Annotated in this window: 16 protein-coding genes; 12 read left to right on the top strand and 4 right to left on the bottom strand. The window is 56.4% G+C overall.

The features are described from left to right. The first annotated feature begins 243 nt into the window (after positions 1–243). From HMPREF9465_RS05700 to HMPREF9465_RS05690, 3 genes are read left to right on the top strand one after another with little or no spacing between them, the layout of a single operon-like run. Positions 244–2,268, top strand: coding sequence for a TonB-dependent receptor domain-containing protein (locus HMPREF9465_RS05700; protein WP_231289352.1), 2,025 nt, complete (start codon positions 244–246; stop codon positions 2,266–2,268). Between the two features lie 58 nt (positions 2,269–2,326). After that, the gene (locus tag HMPREF9465_RS05695) at positions 2,327–4,033 is read left to right on the top strand and encodes an ABC transporter ATP-binding protein/permease (protein WP_005434954.1); all 1,707 of its coding nucleotides are present in this window, start codon (positions 2,327–2,329) and stop codon (positions 4,031–4,033) included. After that, the gene (locus tag HMPREF9465_RS05690) at positions 3,999–4,856 is read left to right on the top strand and encodes an ABC transporter substrate-binding protein (protein WP_005434953.1); all 858 of its coding nucleotides are present in this window, start codon (positions 3,999–4,001) and stop codon (positions 4,854–4,856) included. Before HMPREF9465_RS05695 ends, HMPREF9465_RS05690 begins: the two co-directional genes overlap by 35 nt. A 399-nt stretch (positions 4,857–5,255) precedes the next feature. On the opposite strand, the gene HMPREF9465_RS05685 is transcribed toward HMPREF9465_RS05690, so the two are convergent. After that, positions 5,256–6,431 (bottom strand): ATP-binding protein, encoded by a 1,176-nt coding sequence (locus HMPREF9465_RS05685; protein ID WP_005434951.1) that lies wholly within the window; start codon positions 6,429–6,431, stop codon positions 5,256–5,258. Between the two features lie 119 nt (positions 6,432–6,550). Here HMPREF9465_RS05685 and HMPREF9465_RS05680 point away from each other — a divergent pair, with 119 nt between their 5' ends. After that, positions 6,551–7,456, top strand: coding sequence for an IS5 family transposase (locus tag HMPREF9465_RS05680; protein ID WP_081579432.1), 906 nt, complete (start codon positions 6,551–6,553; stop codon positions 7,454–7,456). Positions 7,457–7,666: 210 nt separating this feature from the next. Here the strand turns inward: HMPREF9465_RS05680 and HMPREF9465_RS05675 are convergent, their stop codons facing one another. The 3 genes from HMPREF9465_RS05675 to HMPREF9465_RS13415 form a co-directional block, all read right to left on the bottom strand. Continuing rightward, positions 7,667–8,038 carry a hypothetical protein gene (locus tag HMPREF9465_RS05675; RefSeq protein WP_005434948.1) on the bottom strand — a complete coding sequence of 124 codons (372 nt, stop codon included), beginning with the start codon at positions 8,036–8,038 and terminating at the stop codon, positions 7,667–7,669. 359 nt (positions 8,039–8,397) lie between these two features. After that, entirely contained in the window at positions 8,398–8,634 is a 237-nt protein-coding gene (locus HMPREF9465_RS13420; RefSeq protein WP_005434946.1) for a hypothetical protein, read from the bottom strand. A 156-nt stretch (positions 8,635–8,790) separates the two neighbouring features. Beyond that, positions 8,791–9,297, bottom strand: a complete 507-nt coding sequence (locus tag HMPREF9465_RS13415; protein ID WP_005434945.1) for a hypothetical protein — start codon at positions 9,295–9,297, stop codon at positions 8,791–8,793. Positions 9,298–9,550: 253 nt separating this feature from the next. Here HMPREF9465_RS13415 and HMPREF9465_RS05665 point away from each other — a divergent pair, with 253 nt between their 5' ends. From HMPREF9465_RS05665 to HMPREF9465_RS05630, 8 genes are all read left to right on the top strand, one after another. After that, positions 9,551–10,696 (top strand): CynX/NimT family MFS transporter, encoded by a 1,146-nt coding sequence (locus tag HMPREF9465_RS05665; RefSeq protein ID WP_147645242.1) that lies wholly within the window; start codon positions 9,551–9,553, stop codon positions 10,694–10,696. Positions 10,697–10,784: 88 nt separating this feature from the next. Then, the gene (locus HMPREF9465_RS05660) at positions 10,785–12,641 is read left to right on the top strand and encodes a sensor histidine kinase (protein WP_147645241.1); all 1,857 of its coding nucleotides are present in this window, start codon (positions 10,785–10,787) and stop codon (positions 12,639–12,641) included. After that, positions 12,610–13,254, top strand: a complete 645-nt coding sequence (locus HMPREF9465_RS05655; protein WP_005434942.1) for a response regulator transcription factor — start codon at positions 12,610–12,612, stop codon at positions 13,252–13,254. Before HMPREF9465_RS05660 ends, HMPREF9465_RS05655 begins: the two co-directional genes overlap by 32 nt. Before the next feature lie 35 nt (positions 13,255–13,289). Continuing rightward, positions 13,290–14,684 carry a flavocytochrome c gene (locus HMPREF9465_RS05650; protein ID WP_196793856.1) on the top strand — a complete coding sequence of 465 codons (1,395 nt, stop codon included), beginning with the start codon at positions 13,290–13,292 and terminating at the stop codon, positions 14,682–14,684. Positions 14,685–14,815: 131 nt separating this feature from the next. Further along, on the top strand, positions 14,816–16,300 hold the full coding sequence (locus tag HMPREF9465_RS05645) for an FAD-dependent oxidoreductase (protein WP_005434940.1): 1,485 nt from the start codon (positions 14,816–14,818) through the stop codon (positions 16,298–16,300). 250 nt (positions 16,301–16,550) lie between these two features. Continuing rightward, positions 16,551–17,012, top strand: a complete 462-nt coding sequence (locus HMPREF9465_RS05640; RefSeq protein ID WP_005434939.1) for a hypothetical protein — start codon at positions 16,551–16,553, stop codon at positions 17,010–17,012. Positions 17,013–17,138: 126 nt separating this feature from the next. Next, positions 17,139–17,882: a polyprenyl diphosphate synthase gene (gene uppS, locus HMPREF9465_RS05635; RefSeq protein ID WP_231289350.1), complete on the top strand. Its 744-nt coding sequence runs from the start codon at positions 17,139–17,141 to the stop codon at positions 17,880–17,882. Between the two features lie 355 nt (positions 17,883–18,237). After that, on the top strand, positions 18,238–19,086 hold the full coding sequence (locus HMPREF9465_RS05630) for a phosphatidate cytidylyltransferase (RefSeq protein ID WP_005434935.1): 849 nt from the start codon (positions 18,238–18,240) through the stop codon (positions 19,084–19,086). Positions 19,087–19,111: the final 25 nt, after the last annotated feature.

Raw genomic sequence — 19,111 nt, 5'->3', positions numbered from 1 at the left:
AGCCTGCAGAACCCAGTTCTGCAGGCTTTTTTTCGGTTCATCTCGGAAGTCCGTGGAACGCGGCCTTGACTTTTAAGAAAAAGTCTGGTCGGCTCCCTCCAAGAAAAAAAGAAGAGGGATGCGACAAACTGGAGTTCTCGGAAAGAGCGGGAAAACCCGTATCATCGCACCATTTAGTTTGATGGCATAATGAGAAGCATTCTCATTGTGCATGAGCATTTCAACTGCTTGCGAGACGAAAATATGAAGAAATCCAACCAATTCGCAACTAGCTTTCCAGCGCAACCTCTTGTTGCTCCCGTTACGCTAGCGATTCTTTCCGCCATTTCCACGTTGTCCGTAGCTGAAACTGTTCAATCGGTTGAGACAGTGGTCGTAACAGCCACCCGTGTGAACCAGCCGCTGTCCGAGGCGGCCAGTTCTATAACGGTTGTGTCGGAAAAGGAGATCGCGCAAACTCAGCCTCTGACGTTTGCCGAAATTCTGGATACGATTCCGAACGTAGATACGACGTCCTCAACTTCGGTGATGTATAACCGCGTGTCTATTCGAGGCTCTCAACCCAATCAGATAACATATCTGATTGACGGCATGCGTCAGGACGACTTGACGATGGGCGGCAACCGTCCGATGGGCGTCTTTGCCGACCCTGAAATCCTTAAGCAGGTGGAGGTTCGAAACGGCGGCGGCAGCGCGCTGTACGGCAACGGCGGCATCGGCGGCACGCTTGCTCTGGAAACGAAATCGGCCGCTGATTTTCTGGCCGACTCGGACAAGGACTTCGGCGCTCTCGTCAAGGTCGGCTACGGTTCTGATTCCATCTCATGGTCGAAAAGTGCCTATGCGTTTGGACGCAGCGATATGTGGGACGTTGTAGCCGGCGTAACACGCAGAGATTCTGGTGCGGCTAAAACGTCATATAAGGGACTGCGCTCCACGGCGGACGTGGACAATGATTCGACGTCCGTCTTTATCAAGGCCACGCTTTCTCCGACTGACAACAATGCAGCTACGCTTTCCTATGCCTATGACATCGCGCACAACGACAGTGAAAAGGGGACTCGGTTCGACAGTTACCGCTATGAGCAACACCGCATCATCGGCCAGTGGGAGTACGAATTAGACGAGTTCATTAATCTCAAGACCGGCCTTCAGTACGCTCAGTCGAATTTCAATTTTGAAAACAATGTTCCCCGTATCTTTAAGGACAAGTTTGAGTCGTTCAGCGGAAACTTTCAGAACACGAGCCGTTTTGAATTGTTCGGTCGACACGACCTAACCTACGGTTTAGACTTTTCCCGCACGGAGCAAAGCGGGTTAACTAAAAATTCAGGCGAATGGGCGGATGACACTTCGCGCCCTGATGCCGAAGGCCTGGACGCAGGTGTTTTTATCGAGGATCAGTACAAGCTGACAAATTACCTCGCCATCGCGCCCCAGCTACGCTGGTCGTACTTCAAGCGCCAGTCTAACGCAGATTATCCGTCCCTGTCGGACAGCAAGCTCACGCCCGGTGTCACGGTCAAGCTCACGTCGATAGAAGAGGTGATGTTCTGGGGCTCCGTCACGACAGGCTATCGTCCGCCGATTCTTGACGAGATGTATTACCGTATGGACTATTCGAGCTGGGGAATCCAATCAGTGGTCATCCCAAATCCGGATCTCAAGCCTGAAAAGTCCGTCAACTACGAAATCGGCACTAGCCTTGACTTTAAGAACCTTAGCGGTGTTGGCGATCGGTTCACGGCTCGCGCTTCTGTCTTCTACGATGATGTGAAGGACTTCATCAACGTGGAAGTGGAACCTGACAACAGCGGCAGTTTGCCGGTATTCACCTACCGTGCGAAGAATCTGGGCCACGTCGTGAACAAGGGCATCGAGCTTTCGGCTTCGTATGTAATTGACAGCTTCAAAGTGTCGGCATCCTACGGCTACCTCAAGTCGGAGAACAAGGATACGAACGAGCGCGTGACCGGCGTCACGCCTCAGTCCGCCAATTTACGCACCGGCTACAGATTTGAGGAAGTTCAGCTCGAACCCTGGTACAAGCTTCATTGCGCCAAGGGCGGTTGGACTTCCCAGGATAAATATCAGGGCGGCTATGCTACGCATTCCGTCGGCCTGACCTGGACGCCGAAGATTCCGAACTTCTACACCGTGAGAGCCGGCATTGCCGTCGACAATCTCACAAACAAGAAATATGTCTCGGTAACGGATTCCTACGGCTACGCCCGTTCGTTCCGCGCGTGGCTCTCGGCTCAGTTTTGATCATTTCTGACTGCGGGCGGAGCGTCTCTTCAAGCGGATGCTCCGCCGATTTTTTAACATGATTCGGACGACTAACGGAGGCCTGAAGCGACTTCTTCTCGCTTATCTGTTCAATCGGGTTCGTTGGAGGCTGTGGCTTCTTTTTGGCGTCGTTCTGGCGGCCTATGCCTTCAACATCAAGCTTGCGGTTCTCTACAACGATTGGAATGGGCGCTTCTTCAACGCCTTGCAGGCAGTGGACAGCGACGGCATCTTTCGTGAGCTTCTCTACTTCATCGGACTTGCCGCCGTCATTATCCTGCTTTTGGTCTGGGCTGGATATCTCAAGGACCGCCTTACGCTCGCGCTTCGCCGAGACTTGACGTCACTCTTCTTCAACCGGTGGCTATCACCAGACAGCGCGCATTACTTGCTAAGGGAAAGTGGACGCGAGCCCGACAACCCCGACCAGCGAATCACTGAAGATGTCAAGACACTGGTGGCCTATGCAGTGAGCCTTGCCGTAAGCTTCTACGACTCACTTCTAACCATCGGTAGCTTTTCGGTGATCCTATGGAATCTGTCGGGATCTGCAGTCCTGTTCGGCTTCACGATTCCCGGCTACATGTTCTGGACATGCATTATTTACACGCTGATCGCAACGGCTATCACGCATTTCATCGGACGCAAACTTAAGCCTCTCAACATTGAGGCGCAACATCGCGAGGCCAACCTCCGTGCCGCTCTCATCGAAAAGCATAGGCATTCGGATTCAATTGCGGGTGCTCGCGCTGAAAGCGTCGAGGTAGCGGGATTGAAGGATCGTCTCGTTTATCTGGTGGATGTGCAGATAGCGCTGCTTAAGCGGAAGAGGGATCTCGACCTTTTTACTGTTAGCGTTGGGCAGTTTACGCATCTGGCTCCGATCTTTTTCGCGCTTCCTTCATTTTTGTCAGGTTCCATTCAGCTCGGCGGCCTGATGCAGATACGGGGAGCCTTCAACGATGTCGCCCGATCATTGTCCTGGTTCATCATGGCCTATGACGATTTGATGCGGCTCGCCGCTGCATACGAACGTCTTCAAAGATTGGAGCAAGGTCTTACAGATGCAGACGAAACTCATTGCTCGCTCGCCGCGGCGCGTATAGCTTCGGACGTGCCATTGGCTGCAGATATGACGCTGAGCGTCCCGTTTGGAGACAAAATCCGAACGGTTGGCGTCGACCTGAAGCTCAGCCCTGGAACGATCACCCTGGTGACAGGTCCTTCAGGCATAGGTAAAAGCACGCTTCTACAGGTGCTTGCAGGCTTTCGCGGCGGCTTTCAGGGAGACATAGCCTCACGCGGAAGAATATTTTGGCTCCCTCAACGAACCTATCTTCCGAAGGGGACGCTCAAGGCGGCGCTCACGTATCCGATGGCCCCAGGCGATGTGCCAGGCGATTCTGTTCGGCAGCTGCTCGCCGATGCTGGACTGGCGCATCTTGTTGGAAAGCTTGAGGAAACAGCTGACTGGATGACGCTTTTGTCCGGCGGAGAGCAGCAGCGATGCTCACTTCTAAGAGCTGTTTTGGCTTCGCCTGACGTACTGCTTGCAGATGAAATGACAAGCGGTCTCGACGAGCCTGAAGTTGGAAGAATGATCCGACTCCTGCGACGCCGGCTTCCAAATACTGCCATTCTGATGGTTTCACATCAAGACGCCGTTCGCGCGCTAGCGGATGTCGTCATCACGCTAAACGGAGATACTCATGGGCAATCCATTCATTCCCTTTCCACGCAATGAAAACATCATCATTGTTGGCGACACGGCAACCGAAATTCTCGGAGCTCTGAGAATCTTCGGCAAGGGACTCATAGGAGGCGAAGTGCCTTCGATGGAGCTGCGTCATCCCAACGAAAAGCATCTGGAGTGCATTTCGTGCTTTTTGAATCATCCGGAGCAGATTCTTGCGCCTGCCGTCAGAAAGATCGGGGCAGATTTTGTCCTGCTTGAAGCCAACGGAAAGGCTGGATTCGATCCGAGTACCGCAGAAGGGCGCTTGGTTGAAATGGGCATCCCTGTTAAGGTGCTGGATGTTAATGGAACGCCCGAAGAGGTGCTTAGACGAGCAGGTGAACTGTTTGGAGAACAGCGACAGGCTGAGCGCGTGATTCGTGAGAGAAGCGAGCGCCTTGAAGCCCTCTCAAAACTTGAGGTGCCGAAGGGACAGACCGCCGTCATCCTTCTCGCCATTCGGAGTCCTATCAGGCACGAAAGCTATGTATTCCGCGTTGCAGCTCATAGCGAACTGTCACAACTTCTTGCCGAGCAATGGGACGTGATCAATCTATTCGAATCTTCGAGAGAGCTCGATCAGATCGAAGGCATTCAGCCTCTTGGCGACATTTCGGAACTTTTGATGAAGAATCCAGACGTCATAGCCATCGCAGGCGATACTGCGGCGGGGGGAGCCGTGATTCGAAAAGCCGTAAAGGCTCATCCTGAACTGCAATCATACAGAGCTCTGAGAGAAGGACGAATCGTCGGGGTCCCGTACTACTGTCGTCCCCTTGAATGGCAGGCACCCATGATTCTCGAACGTTGGGCAGACGCGTTGATGCTTTAATTGGCAAAGACTCTGCACCTCATGATCAATCGAGTGCGTGATCTCGACCATGATATTGCAACGGTGTTGAAGCTACTGCCTGAGGCAGCCAAGCGAGAACCGCGCGTTTCCTAGCTCCGCCCGATACAAGAGTTTCAACGAAAGATCCATTTCGTTGAGTTGCGCCGGCGCCGGGAACCTGAGTATTGCTTGACAGCGGGGATATCCTTTACCCACAGATATCCCCGAAGAGCTAGAAAGGCTAGGGTGGTCCAGAGATCAGACGCTGGGAGAAAGTCAAAAGCCCGGCCTGATCAGACTATCAACGGAACATTTTGGGATTATAATCCCAAAAAAAGCCGAACATTCTGGGAATATAATCCCAATATTTGCCAAATTGAAGACTTACCGTCGGGACGGTCAGGGATTTGGAGGGGCGTCAAATGCATTTGCTAAGCTCGCAGGCTCCGCCGGCTCTTGGTCAATATTGTCAGGGGAGACAACTGTCACCGGAATGTTCGGATAGGCGCGAGAGAATGCTTTGATTGAGGTGGAGTTGATTTTGTTGCCAGCCTTGCACTCAAAGGCAGCAATGGTGCCGTTCACAATCTCGATAAAGTCCATCTCATGCTGCTTTTTGGTTCGCCAGAAATAGATTTCTCCGCCGTCTCGCCTGAAGGCATGGAGCTTTAAGCGTTCGGTGAAGAACAGGTTTTCCCAAAGAGCGCCCTTGTCTTCGCGTGCAGGCACAGGCGCGAAGTTCTTCAATAGCGCATTGCGAATTCCATTGTCGTAGAAATAGATTTTCTTACTGAGTTTGAGCTCTGCCGTTGGGTTTCTCGACCACGAAGGAACAACCTTCAAGATGAAACAGGAGGCCAATAAATCGACATAGCGTTCGATAGTCTTGTTTTGAATGCCAAGTTCGGAAGCGATGGAGCCGTAGCGGATTTCGGAGCCAACGTTAGCTGCAAGGAACGTAACCAACTTCGTGAGATCGGTAGGCTTCCGGACTTCAGCCAGTTTGAACAGGTCCTTGTACAAAATGGAATCCGTGAAGTCGAGAAGATACTCTTTGGCATGGGCCGGATCATTGATTACATCAGGATGGCAACCATAGATCATGCGATCATTGATTTGACGCTTGACTTCGATCCAGCTGCTGTGTTCGGCAAGTTCTTCCAGAGAAAGAGGCCAAAGGTTGTACGAATTGAAGCGGCCGGCAGCAGATTCTTTGAGATGGCCACCAAGGTCCAGGGCGCTGGAACCGGTTACGAAGATGCGCGAGTCCGTTGTGTTGTTATCGACTAAGCGCTTGATCACGCGGCCAATGTTCGGTACAAACTGCGCTTCGTCAATGATGACATTTGGGAATTGTTGCGTTAGCGTGAGAAATGTCTTCGGATCTGCAAGGATGCTCAGGTCGTCCTCATCTTCTCCGGTGAGCTTAATGAAACGCTGGTTCTGTACAAGATGATCGAGCATTGTACTTTTACCTACCTGTCGAGGACCGAGAATCAGCTCCGCTCGATTGCGGAGTGTGCCTCTTAAGATGGGGGCTTCGAGCTCGCGGCGAATGTAGGGAAAGTTGAACATGATGAGCTAACCTGCAGGTTTGGAACATTTTGGGATTATATTCCCAAAAGGGCGTGTAATTTTGGGAATATGGTACCAGAATTTGCCAAAATTGAACGTCCGGGACCGTTGACACGCTGATGCTCAGACTTTCCGGGATTAAGCCGGAGGCCGAAGCTTCCATGCCGCAATCAACGATGGTTCGGGTTCACCTGCTTCAGGTCTCTCTCAACCTGTCTGATCCAGAGATGGAGTCATATTTGGCGAGCGACATGGTGGCTCGCAACTTCTGCCGCGTGTCCAGCACACGTCTGTTCATCTCAGACTCGACGATACTGCGCTTCAGGTATTTCATTGACCAATATGGGTTTGCTCAAAAATTCCTCGAGCGCACGGTAAATCTGGCCGTAGAGGCCGGAGCTTGTTCTTTTGAAATGGTTGCCGCTGACGGCACCTTTATCGAAGCGCCGTCGTCAACGAAGAACCAGGCTCACGCTCGAGATCCTGAGATGGCTTCGGGCAAGAAGGCCAACACCTGGCATTTCGGGATGAAGGAGCACATTGTAGCCTGCACCGAATCAGGGATCATCTACGGCACGGTCGCCGCACCGGCCAATGAACATGACATTACTCATCTGGGCGATCTTCTGAAGGGCCTTGAGAAGATGGTCTTCCTTGATTCCGGCTACATCGGTTGCCCCAAGCGCGCTGAAATTCAGGCGATTCCTTTCAAGGATGTGTCCTGGTACATAGCAGCCAAACCAAGTGCATGGAAGAAGGAATTGTCAATCAGTAAGAATTTCGGAGGCGAACTTGGTCAAGCGCTCGTCGAATGCGTGAACGTAAGACGGCATTTGGAGCATGCGAAAGCATCGGTGCGATGCTCGATTGAGTGGAGCTTCCTCTGGCTGAAGAGGATTTATGGCTATGCCAAGGTTCGTTATCGCGGGTTGGCGAAAAATCACAGTCGAGCGCTCACGTTGTTTGCTCTCTACAACTGCAACCGCTTGCGCAAATGGTGCGCTCCGCCAAGGCTACCTTGCTGATTACCCCGAAACTCTGGTGCGCGCTTCGTCTCGAGTGCCATGGGGCCTTGCCGACTCTTGAAAACGGTATTTGCCCAATTTTTAGGCAAATATCGAGTTGTTTCAGCATTATTCGGAAAAATCGAACGACTAACGTTCACGGGAACTTTCGACGCTTTTCAACACCTGGGCAAAAGTCACTCGTTTAAACAAATCTGCTTCCCCCATCGTTCAGAGATGGGGGTTTTGAAGAGCTTCCTCAGATGGCTCATTCATACCCAGTTCGTGGCGCCTGTCGTCATAATCCGCACCAACAATCTGGGATTTCAGACCGTCATGTGAAATGGTCTCCGGTCCTTTTTCGAGATAATCCTGTTTGACAGGTGCCGCCAGACCGTCCATACCGCTGATACCCGTCGAAGTCGCCGCGATCTGGGCTTTCATGGCTTCGCCGCCCAAGTGTTGATGATGGCCAATAATTTGGAAGTTCGCCATATCGTAGGCAACATCGGCCCGATAGCCCTGACGCTTGAATTCTTCCGCCATTTTGTTACGTTGAACTGCAGCCTCGCCCGTTATTTGGTTCGAGACGCTACGCAGCATGCCCCTGGCTTCCTCATTGGCATTAATGGCGTTAACCCATTCCGACAAATCGCGCGTTTCGCTCCCTGAAGAGTTGCGTTGGAGGCTCTTCAACCTGAAAACCGTGGAATCTACACTCAGTCAGATTCGTCGAAGAAGAGCTCGAGGAACATCTGGTCTCTGGCCGTCGTCTCCGTAGACCAACGGTACTGAGCCACCCTGTTCCTCACCTCGACTCTTTCCACGCCGCGTTCCACGGACTTCCGAGATGAACCTTTTTTTCAGGGATCAATCCCACAAAAAAAGCGGCGGATTCCGGAAGGAATCCGCCTGTGCGGAATGCACGAAATGGGAGAACTTGCTGAGAGACCTTGTGAGGATCAGTGTTCGCCTGCGGCGTTGAGCACGGCGACCATGTCCTCGAGGTACATGCGGGCGCGGTCAAGCGGAGACATCGTCAGGGCAAGGTTCGCGTTGCAGACCTCGATGGAGATCGGCAGGTGCTTGAGAAGCTGCACGAGGTAGGCAGCGCCGGTGCCCGAAGACAGGCGGAAGTTGCGGGCCTGATAGAGGATGCCGTCCATCGTGTCGGGCATTTCGGCCGTGATGGCGCACATCTGGCAGTACTTGAGCGAGCCGGCGGGCAGGTTGTCGATGTCCTTGTAGTCGTTCTTGGCGCGGTAGAAATGGATCGGGTCGACGAGGCAGCCTGCGTTCGGACGGTTGATCTTGCGGAGGATCTCACCGTGCTGCTTGATGGTCGAGACGTTGCATCAGGGCATCGGCTCGATGCTGAGGTTGAGGCCGTACGGATGGGCGAGCTCGCAGAGTTCGGCGTAGTTGTCCGTCAGGCGGTTGATGTCGGGGTCGTTGCCTGCGCAGAGCACCTGAGTGGCGCCGAGGCGGGTGCCGGTTTCGAAGAAGGCCTTCCAGTTTACGGCACGAGTGTCGGGCTTGATGCGGAGAATTTCGATGTCGAGGACCTTGATGCCGGTGGCCTTCAGATTGGCTTCGACTTCACGGATCATGGGCGTGTTGCCGATCATGTCGTACTGCGTTTCGGTCGGGGTGGCGGGCACGAGGCGGATGCCGACGTGGCTGTAGCCCGCCTTGACGGCGCAGAGCACCTGATTGGCGGGAGAGACGTCGAGAATGGTGAGGGCGGCCAGACTGATCGGACGCGGAAGCTTCAGTGGCTCGTAGCTGCGGTCCTGGAGCGTGACGGGGGCGACCTTCGCGGAGGCGGCACCCTGAAGGAAGCGGCGGCGATTCGAAAGCATGATGTTTTTCTCCTTGGTTGATATGGTTGAGGCGCCCTCCAGGGACCGTGTCCGGCCCCGCGCCCTAAGCATGTCCTTCATCCTAAAGAACTAATCCGAACGCCGATACGGCTCGTGGGAGGTGGCCGCGAGCGGTGGCGAAAACCCTCTGTTCGGGAAAACCAATCTGGTCAAGGCACACACGAAGGGATAGCCTTTTCAGTAATCACTTTTCCGAAGGCTTCTGATGCACAGCCAAAAGCAAATTCTCCTCATGATCGTCCTTGCCGCACTTGTCATGCGCGGGCCCATCAATGCAGTGGGTCCGATGGCGCCCGTCGTTCGCGATGTCTTCGATCTGCCGTGGGAGGCTTTCGGCGTACTCGCAGGCATTCCGACCATGGCCTTTGGACTCTGTAGCCTCGCTGTCCTGCCGCTTGTGGCCGGATTCGGAAGTAGAACCTTCGCCGTCGCTGCTCTGACCGGAGCCGCACTCGGATCCTTCGTCCGATGCATCGAGTGGATGCCCGCTCTCTTTCTCGGAACGCTGATTCTGAGCGTTTCAATCGCGGGCCTGAACGTCTGGGTTCCCTCTGTCATCAAGGTGGTCTTTCATGACCGCCAGTCTCAGGTGATGGGCGTCTATACGGCGGTGCTCAGCATCAGCGGCCTGCTGGGTACGGCCTCGGTCATGCCGGCTCTGGAGGCGGGCGGCGTCTGGTGGGGTCCTTTTGCAGTCTGGGGATTGGCGGCTCTTGCGCCGCTTGTCTGGGCAGTGGGTTTTGGAGGCGTTCCTCTGCCCGTTCCAGAACGGAAGGAAAAGCGTCTCGAGAAGAGCGGAGCTCCCGTTGCACTTCTCGTGTGGTTCGTTGCTATTCAGGCGGGGCTCACCTTCACCGTTGCGTCGATGATGCCCTCAGGGCTTGAGGTTGCGGGCTTTTCCAGACCTGATGCGGTCAATGCCGTGACGTTCTACCTTGGCGCCATGTTTGCCGGATCTCTCGGGTGCGGCTTTCTGCCTGTGGCGAGAACAATCTATCCTGTGGTCGGCGCCGTTTATCTGACGGGGCTCTGGATCTGGATGGAGGGGGTCGGAGGATTCGCAGGCCTCATGGGAGCGGCGCTTGTAATGGGCGTGCTGCAGGGAGCATTCGTGACGATTTCGCTGACCGCCGTGACGAAGAAGACGCCGGAAGCTGACATTCTTCGCGTGACGGGGCTCGTTCAGTGCGGCGGTTACCTGCTGGCCGGCCTTGCACCCATGATGGCGGGCGCCTGGGCTTCGGCCTTCGGATTCGGCCGCATGCCCGTGCTTCTCATGATCCTCGTGCTCATGTGGTGCGTGGTGGCGTGGCTTGTTGCGGGAAGACCTGATGCAACGGATGGCGCGCCTCGGCGTAAATGTGCGTGTCTACCCTGACTGAAGATCAGACGTGAACGATGAGGAGCCTCAGTAAAAGCTGAAGCTTTTAGAATTATCCGAAGCGAACTTGAGGACACTGTACGTCGTGACTGCATTTCCCGTCCGCCTTAAAGCGACATGTCTGGCATTTCTTTTTGGCGCCTCCGCCGCAATTGCCGCTGAGACGGGGATGGTCGCACCCTCCGGGGACGCTTCAGGTGTTGTGCGTGTTGGACTTGTCGACACCTTTACACCGAGCTTTTATATTGACGTCTATACGCCGCTTATCGAGTCGCTCAAGGCCAGACTGCCGCAGTACAGGTTCGAGACGAAGGAGATTTCTCATGCCGATGCAATGAAGCCCGAGTCTGTGGAGAACATCGACTTCGTCATCGTGTCTAGTGGAGGAGCGCGCATGCTTTCGCGTGCGGGGCTCCAGCAGATTGCAACGCTTCGCAAGAGTCGATGTGCAGATGTTAGCCGCAGTGTAGGCGCAGTCTTTCTCGTACCGGCGGGAAGTCCCGTGCAGACGATCGAAGACCTGCGGGGCCGCAGGGTGGCCGCGACGGCACCTTGGTCTTTTGAGGGGTGGCTCATTCCTCAAGGAGAGATCGCCAGACGTGGGTTCGATCCCGAGGACTTCTTTCGTGAAGTGACTTTCACAGAATGGAACTTTCCCGATGTGCTCACGCTTGTGGTGACGGGCATGAGCGATGCGGGCGTGCTTCCTGCGTGTGAGCTTGAGCAGGCGGTCAGAACAGGCGTTATACAGGCCGAGGATGTGAGGATCGTCGGCGAACGTCCCGAAAGGGCGGCAGGCGGCTGTGCAACTTCGACTGAACTCTATCCCGACCTAATGTTCGCCTCTTCCCCATCGGCGGATCCCGATGTGGTGAAGGCGGTAACTGTGGCCCTTCTTTCGATGCCCGCCGATGCCAACGGTCTTGACTGGCTGTCAAACACTCGCATGCAGGGGGGGGAGGCACTTCTTGTTCGGCTGAAAATCGGTCCATACGCCTATCTGAGGGACAATTCGATCACGGCACTTGCGCTCCGTTGGTGCAATGAGCTTGCGGTCATGGGGCTGGTTCTGCTTCTTCTGCTTGTGCATCACTGGCGCGTCAATCGTCTTCTCAAGCGCAGGACGGCAGAACTCAGGGCTGAGGAGAGTGCGAGAGGAGCGGCCGCCGAAGCCCTTAGGGCCAGTCAGGAGAACCTCGCGCTTGTTGAGCGTGCAGGCATGGCCTCTCAACTCGCCGCCATGTTTGCACACGAGATCAAGCAGCCTCTGACGAGCATCGCCAACTATCTGACGGGTATCAGGTTGATGATGAAAATGGGAAACTTTGATGTTCCCAAGTGGACCGAGGCTCTGTCGGCAGCCGAGCACGAGACGCACAGGGCGGCGGACATCATCGAGCGCGTTCGCACGGTTCTTCGAAAGGAAACGCCTGGATTCGAGCCCGTCGACGTACGGGGGCTTGTCGGTGAGGCGCTGAAGCATGCGGGGCACTTGTCCGAGGTGGTCGACGTAAAGACCGTGTTTCCTGACGAAGAGGTACTGGTGAAGGGGGATGCGCTTGAACTGGAGCTCGTGGTTGTGAACTTCCTCAAGAATGCGGTCAGGGCGGTTGCGGATCTTCCCTCTCGGAGCTCGATTGTCGTTGAGGTCCTCTGTCAGAACGAGATCGTTGAGGTGAGCGTTCTCGACGAAGGACCTGCCGTCTCCGATGAGGTGTTCGGAGCGCTGGGCAAACTTACGAAAAGCGTTAGCAAGGAAGGACTTGGGTTCGGACTTTTCATTGCATCCTCTATTGCCGAGATGCATCGGGGCCATCTCGCCTTTGCGCGCAGAACTCCCCAGGGGCTGAAGGCCTCGCTCGTGCTCCCGCGACTGCGGGAGCTCAACATCAACAATCAGGAATGGAAACATGAAGCAGGTGCCTTTGATTCGCATCGTTGACGACGATCCTAGCGTGGGAGCATCCTTCAGATTTGTGCTTGAGGCCGTGGGCTATCAGGTGAGGACCTATGAATCCGCAACTGAGTTTCTTGACGGTGATGATCCTACCCGCGAAGGCTGCATGCTTCTCGACGTGCGCATGTCTGGGCTGTCCGGTCCCGAGCTTCAGACAAGACTCGCGAAGATGAAGTGTGATCTGCCGATCATCTTTCTGACGGCTCACGGCGAAGTCCGCATGGCGGTGGAGGCCGTGCAGGCAGGGGCCCTCGACTTTCTCGAAAAGCCTGTCGATGCCGAAGCGCTTCTGCCGCTTCTCGCACGAGGGTGTGAACTTCATAGGCGGAGAAGGGCTGTCGCAAGGGATCTGAAGCGGGCTGAGGTTCTCTGGAACGAACTCACTGATGCGGAACGGCGGACGGCAGAGCTTGTCGCCAAGGGGCTCCCCAACCGGCAGGCGGCTGAAATTCTGGGCCTTTCGGAGGACACCGTCAGAAGCCGAAGGGCGTCAGTGTTCGGAAAGCTTGAGCTTCACAATGCAGCAGAACTCTCTGAGTTTCTGCATGACATGGCGGAGCTCAGAACTGAGGCACACTGGTGGAGGACGGCAGAATGAGGAGGCGGACTTTGTGCGCGGCGAGCGCGCTTGCCATGATGACTCCTATCCCTGTGAGCGCGTTTTCGTTCGCGGAAGACGAATTTGACGTCGTGGTGGCGGGGGCTGGCGGTGCGGGGCTTGCCGCCGCACTTTCAGCCGCCGAGCAAGGAGCGTCGGTGCTGCTTGTCGAGAAGATGGCGGCGATCGGCGGCAACACGTTGCGTGCAAGCGGTCTGTTCAATGCGTCTGATCCTGCCCGTCAGGAGCCGATGGGTATCACGGACTCCCCTTCCTGGCACTATGAACAGACGATGGCGTCAGGACACGGCCGAAACGACCCGGCTGTTGTGAGGCGCTTCGTGTGCGAAGCGTTGCCAACCTTGAAGTGGCTTGAGTCTCTTGGCGTTCGATTCATGCCCGAAACTGTCGCCACCTGGGGCGCAGAATGGCCGCGCGGCCACAAGCCCACGCAACCGAGGGGGCAGGCCTACATCCGGACGCTTTCCTCGGAGTGCATAAGGCGTGGCGTAAAGATCCGCACAAGATGTGCCATGACGAGGCTTCTAATGAAGAACGGCCGAGCAGCAAGCATCGAAGTCGAGGATCTTTCCTCCGGAAGAGGGAAGGACAAGATGATCTTTCATGCCAGAAAGGCCGTCATTCTGACGGCGGGAGGCTTTGCGGCGAATCCTGAACTGGTGGAAAGCTACAGGGCTGACCTTGCTGGCATTCCTACGGACAACAATCCAGGGAGTACGGGCGAGGTCATGCTTGAGGCGATAAGGGCTGGTGCCGCTTCGAACGCGCTCGAATGCATTCAGTGCGTGCCAGGCGCCCCTGAAGGACGGGGCTTCCAGGTGAGACTTGATCTGGACGCGGGCCGTGTTCTGATGGTGGATGGCGGAGGACGCCGCTTTATTGACGAGGACGGCTCGCGTGACGGACTCGCGAAGGCGATACTCGCCAGACCCAGAGGGTCCGTCTGGATGGTGACAGACGATGGCGCGGTCAAAGCCATGGATCTTATCAGCAGAAAGGACGTCTACAGAGGGTTGCAGACGGGCGACGCGCTCCGTGCCGATTCCTGGGACGCATTGGCTCTACTGATGGGGGTCGATGCAGATGCGCTCAAGGACAGTGTCCGTGTTTTCAACGTCGAAGCAGGCATGGGCGGCGGCAAGTGCGCACGTGTACGCTGCCTGCAGCTGTCGGAGCCGCCCTATTGGGCGTCAAGAGTCGTCCTCAATATTCACACGACGATGGGAGGACTCGTCATTACGCCTGACGCACAGGTTGTTGGACTCGACGGCAAGCCGGTGACCGGACTCTTTGCAGCCGGGGAGATCACAGGAAGCGTGCACGGTGAAAACCGCATGGGCGGCAATGGCATCGCCGATGCGCTGACTTTCGGTCGGATTGCGGGAAGGACGGCGGTTCTCAAGCGTTGAGATCACTTTTTGTCAGTCTTGTCAAGATCCCGATGTGCTTTAGATTCCGTCGGGAGGAGCCTATAGTCGATTTCAAGCGATGCGGGAGCACAACCGCATCGGGACCATAAAGACTAATGGAGAACAGGTAAATGACTACCTCTCGTCGTGAATTCTTCAAGACCGCCGCCATGGGAGCGGTTGGTGCAGGTGCTGCATTCGGCACGGTTGCCGCTGAAGCCAAGGCTGCGGCCCCCTCCAAGTACGACATCATCATTTTGGGCGCTGGTTGTGGCGGCCTCACCTGTGCCGTGCGCGCGGCTGAAAACGGCCTCAAGCCGCTTCTTCTTGAAAAGATGGCCATGCCTGCGGGCAACACGATTTATGCTGCGGGCTTCCTCCTTGGCGTCAACACCTCCTTCCAGAAGGCCAAGAATGTTCAGGGCGATTCCGCCGAACAGTTCCTCAAGGACTGGATGAAGGTCACGCAGGGCAAGGCTGATGAAAAGCTCGCTCGTGTTGTTTGCGAAAACGCCGATGCCACCCTTGAATGGCTTCACGGTTATTGCGGCATCAACTTTGCGGCTGGTTCCAAGCTTGTCTGGCCGATGCTTTCCCGCGCACATCTCGTTGTTGGCGAACACAAGCCGGGTGGCGGCGAGCTGGCCCTGACGCTCATGAAGAAGGCCAAGGAGCTTGGTGTCGAGATCCGCTTCAATACGAAGGCCGTGGCACTGCTTTCCGATGAAAAGACGGGCGCCGTGAACGGCGTGCGCGTCAAGACGAAGGAAGGCCTCTCCGAAATTCATTCGAAGTTCGGCGTCGTGTTGGCCACGGGCGGCTTCTCCGCCAATCAGGCCATGGTCACGCAGTACATCGGTTCGGGTGGGGCCAAGATGCCGATCCGCGGTTCGCGCATCATCGCAGGTGAGAACATCAATCTTGCGCTCCCGTTCATGCCGAAGATCGTCAACGTTGACCAATACCACTGCGGTCCGATCTACGGTCCGACCGGCGCGAACCCGCTCAACATTGTCAATAACGGCATCTGCGTCAATGACAAGGGCGAACGCTTCACGGACGAAGGCCAGACCTACGTGCAGATGTCTCGAGACGTTGCGGCCATGACCAAGGCCAACTGGGCGTACATGATCGTCGACCAGACGGGACATGACGTGCCGATTCTTGCCAATGACTGGGAATCCTACAAACGCACCAAGGCTCCCGTGTACGTCGGTCAGACGCTTGACGAAGCGGCCGAAAAGGCAGGTCTTCCCGTTGACGCCGTCAAGGCCACTGTCAAGGCTTACAACGAGGCGATCGCTGCGGGCAAGGGCAAGACCCTGACGCCGGTCAACACCCTGCCGAAGGCACGCACGGTTGAAAAGGCACCGTTCTATATCGTTCCCTTCCAGGGGGGCATGACGGCTACTTTCGGCGGTCCGCTCATCAACGTCAAGGGGCAGGTGCTCGATACGGAAAACCACGTTATCGATGGTTTGTTCGCCATTGGCAACGCTGCGGGCGGTCTCTTCTACGACAACTACATTGGCGGCGCCCAGCTTACGAGTGCGGCGGTGTACGGCATCGTGGTCGCCGATTTTGTCAAGGCGGCCAAGACTCCCGCCGGCAAATGACCGGCTTCTGATGAACTGAGCTGCCACAGCGGCTGTTGCTCTTGAGATGAGCGCAAGCATGCCGCTCTCGTAAAGGGGACTCCTTTGCAAAAGAGGAGTCCCCTTGTTGCCTGATGCTCCCAGTTTTGTGGACGGCGATTTGCAGGATTTCTAAATCAGAATCATTGTCATTGGCCTAAGTGTTCGCGTATGATTGAAGAACGGCCTCCAGTCGGAGGGTTGACTGAACCATTTGCGGAGAGACAAAAGAATGTTCAAGAAGACTATCGCCATGACCGGCGCTGCGGCGCTTTTGGCCCTGGGCCTGACGGGCTGCGGTGCAACTCTGGGCGGAGGCGCCCAGTCCGAGGAGGTTGCCGCGTCCGCAGACAACCAGCTCTGCGTAATTCCGCGCACGCCGACCCCGCAGCTGCTTGAGGCCGTGTCCGCGGGGTTGAAGACTGCGGGCTATGAAGTCAAGGTCCTGCCCGAAGACGCCAAGACCGACGCCTGTGATCATTGTGTGCTCTACGGCCTCATGCTCAACGAGAAGCGCGACGGCGTGAAGGCCTTCGTCTTCCAGAGCTTCAAGAACGGTCAGCCTGAGCTTGCCGCCAACGCTCCCGTTGAAAACAACCAGGTGAACCTGCAGCAGGTCGCGCAGTATGCGGTCGAGTTTGCAGCGGCGCTCAAGAAGAATGCTGAGGCGGGTGGCACTCCTGCGGCTCGGTAATTCCTCTCTCCGGAAGAACAGCGGCATCCGGCAGGCTTGCGGGTCTGCCGGATGTTTGTTTTGGCTAGCGGACAAATACGTTACGGGATGCGTTCCGGGGCTGTTCTCAGCGCCTCGGCGTGTAAAATGCCTGCCTTGTACAAACACCGCTTTTCCTGCTCCTTTCTCATGTCCGCCTCCCACATTCCCCATCACGTCGCGATCATCATGGACGGCAACGGCCGCTGGGCCAAGTCGCGTCTGCGTCCGAGGACAGAGGGGCACAGGCAGGGCGTCGAGGCGCTCAACCGCGTGGTGGAGGCGGCCGCCAGGGCAGGCATCGAACGCCTGACGGTATTCGCCTTTTCGAGCGAAAACTGGCGCAGGCCCGCCGCAGAGGTCTCGATGCTCATGAAGCTTTTCGCACAGGCGCTCCGCCGCTGGTGCGAGCCGCTCGCCGAGGCGGGCGTCAGGCTTCGAGTCATCGGAGACAGGACGGCCTTTTCCGATACGGTTCGCGAGGCCATCGCTGAAAATGAAGCTGCCACTGCGGGTGGCACGAAGATGGAGCTCGTCATTGCGGCGAACTACGGCGGACGCTGGGACTGCTGTCAGGCGGCGTCCGAATGCGCCGCGGCAGGGCTTGAGATGACGCCCGAGAATATCGGAAGGTTCATGAGCGTGCCTGATGTCGATCTTTTGATTCGTACGGGCGGCGAATGCAGGATTTCCAACTTTCTTTTGTGGCAGAGTGCTTACGCGGAAATCTACTTCACCGATGCGCTCTGGCCCGACTTCGGCGAGGACGACTTGAAGGAGGCTCTTCGCTGGTATGAGGGGCGCGAGCGCCGCTTCGGTCGCACGAGCGAACAGCTCAGGAACGGCGGCTGAAGTCAGGGGAGCTTTCCGACTTTCCGACAACATGGATGTAGAGACGGCCTGCCTTTCAGCGGGACTTTCTTGTGCGCTCCAACCGAAGAGGCGGAAGAACGGGAGTGCTCGTCTTCGCCTGAATGCAGCCGCGTTTTCGGCTTTCTGGGTTTCGGATGCAGGACATGAGGCCTGCAGTGAGGAGCGGGCGCAGGCCTGAACAAGACGGTGTTTTCAACGCGCCCCTTTGAGGAATTCGGCCACGCGAGGTCCTGCATTGGCTAAAATGGCAGGATGCTGGCCTTTATATGAAAGGCGACACCCCCATAGACATACAACGCGCCGGTCACGAGAACCGGCCGGAGGTTCCTTCATCATGTTGCTTACGCGCGTGATCACCGCAGCCGTGCTGCTGGCCGTTCTGACGCTCTCGATCTACATTGGTCCGTTTGCCTTTGCAAGCGTCATGGCCATTGCCTTCGGCGCCACGCTCTATGAGTGGCTGCGCATCGGCGGCCTCGGTCCCCGTCCCGCTCTTCTCGTCGCCGCCGTCGAAATGGTAGTCCAGCTTTCGCTCTACTGGGCGGGTGCGCTTGACCGCATGAACTGGTTCCTGATGCTCATGAACGGCTGCGTGATGCTGGCCTGGTTCGTGATCTTCTTTGCGGAACTCTTCCATCGTGAAAACGGCTTCAAGGTCTCGCAGCGCCAGTGCCTCTGGTCCGCCGTGACCTTCGTGCCCGCCGCCTACCTGTCGCTTCTCTGGCTCTTTGAACAGGGGGACTGGGTGCTCGTCCTCTCCGTGCTCCTTATCGTCTGGGGCGCCGACATCTCCGCCTACTTCTGCGGTCGCGCCTGGGGCAAGCACCGCATGGCGCCCGCCATTTCGCCCAAGAAGACCTTCGAGGGCGCGATCGGCGCCTACGTGATCGTGATCGTCTTCTTCGCGCTCACGTACGTCTTCTGCGTGCAGCAGAACGTCTTCACGAACTACCTTTTCGACAATGCGGGCTTCCTGTGGGGCGTCGGCGTGCTCGCGATGCTCGTTGCGCTCTCGATTGCCGGCGACCTCTGGGAGTCGATGCTCAAGCGCCTTGTCGGAATCAAGGACTCTTCTAACCTGCTGCCCGGCCACGGCGGCTTCTTCGACCGCATGGACGCCTCGCTCCCCGTTCTGCCTGCCACGGCCTTCATCATGCTGTGGATCCAACTGATCGTTCACTAAGCCTGAACTGAGGATCATGCAGAGG

This window comes from Sutterella wadsworthensis 2_1_59BFAA, from assembly GCF_000297775.1.
Classification (GTDB): Bacteria; Pseudomonadota; Gammaproteobacteria; order Burkholderiales; family Burkholderiaceae_F; genus Sutterella; species Sutterella wadsworthensis_A.
Note: the sequence above shows the minus strand (reverse complement) of the source record. Positions and strands in the feature narration are given on the sequence as shown.

Coding starts and splice junctions, on each gene's coding strand:
- HMPREF9465_RS05700 (WP_231289352.1), top strand. CDS start 244: ATGAAGAAATCCAACCAATTCGCAACTAGCTTTCCAGCGCAACCTCTT.
- HMPREF9465_RS05695 (WP_005434954.1), top strand. CDS start 2,327: ATGATTCGGACGACTAACGGAGGCCTGAAGCGACTTCTTCTCGCTTAT.
- HMPREF9465_RS05690 (WP_005434953.1), top strand. CDS start 3,999: ATGGGCAATCCATTCATTCCCTTTCCACGCAATGAAAACATCATCATT.
- HMPREF9465_RS05685 (WP_005434951.1), bottom strand. CDS start 6,431: ATGTTCAACTTTCCCTACATTCGCCGCGAGCTCGAAGCCCCCATCTTA.
- HMPREF9465_RS05680 (WP_081579432.1), top strand. CDS start 6,551: ATGCTCAGACTTTCCGGGATTAAGCCGGAGGCCGAAGCTTCCATGCCG.
- HMPREF9465_RS05675 (WP_005434948.1), bottom strand. CDS start 8,038: ATGCTGCGTAGCGTCTCGAACCAAATAACGGGCGAGGCTGCAGTTCAA.
- HMPREF9465_RS13420 (WP_005434946.1), bottom strand. CDS start 8,634: ATGTGCGCCATCACGGCCGAAATGCCCGACACGATGGACGGCATCCTC.
- HMPREF9465_RS13415 (WP_005434945.1), bottom strand. CDS start 9,297: ATGCTTTCGAATCGCCGCCGCTTCCTTCAGGGTGCCGCCTCCGCGAAG.
- HMPREF9465_RS05665 (WP_147645242.1), top strand. CDS start 9,551: ATGATCGTCCTTGCCGCACTTGTCATGCGCGGGCCCATCAATGCAGTG.
- HMPREF9465_RS05655 (WP_005434942.1), top strand. CDS start 12,610: ATGAAGCAGGTGCCTTTGATTCGCATCGTTGACGACGATCCTAGCGTG.
- HMPREF9465_RS05650 (WP_196793856.1), top strand. CDS start 13,290: ATGATGACTCCTATCCCTGTGAGCGCGTTTTCGTTCGCGGAAGACGAA.
- HMPREF9465_RS05645 (WP_005434940.1), top strand. CDS start 14,816: ATGACTACCTCTCGTCGTGAATTCTTCAAGACCGCCGCCATGGGAGCG.
- HMPREF9465_RS05640 (WP_005434939.1), top strand. CDS start 16,551: ATGTTCAAGAAGACTATCGCCATGACCGGCGCTGCGGCGCTTTTGGCC.
- uppS (WP_231289350.1), top strand. CDS start 17,139: ATGCCTGCCTTGTACAAACACCGCTTTTCCTGCTCCTTTCTCATGTCC.
- HMPREF9465_RS05630 (WP_005434935.1), top strand. CDS start 18,238: ATGTTGCTTACGCGCGTGATCACCGCAGCCGTGCTGCTGGCCGTTCTG.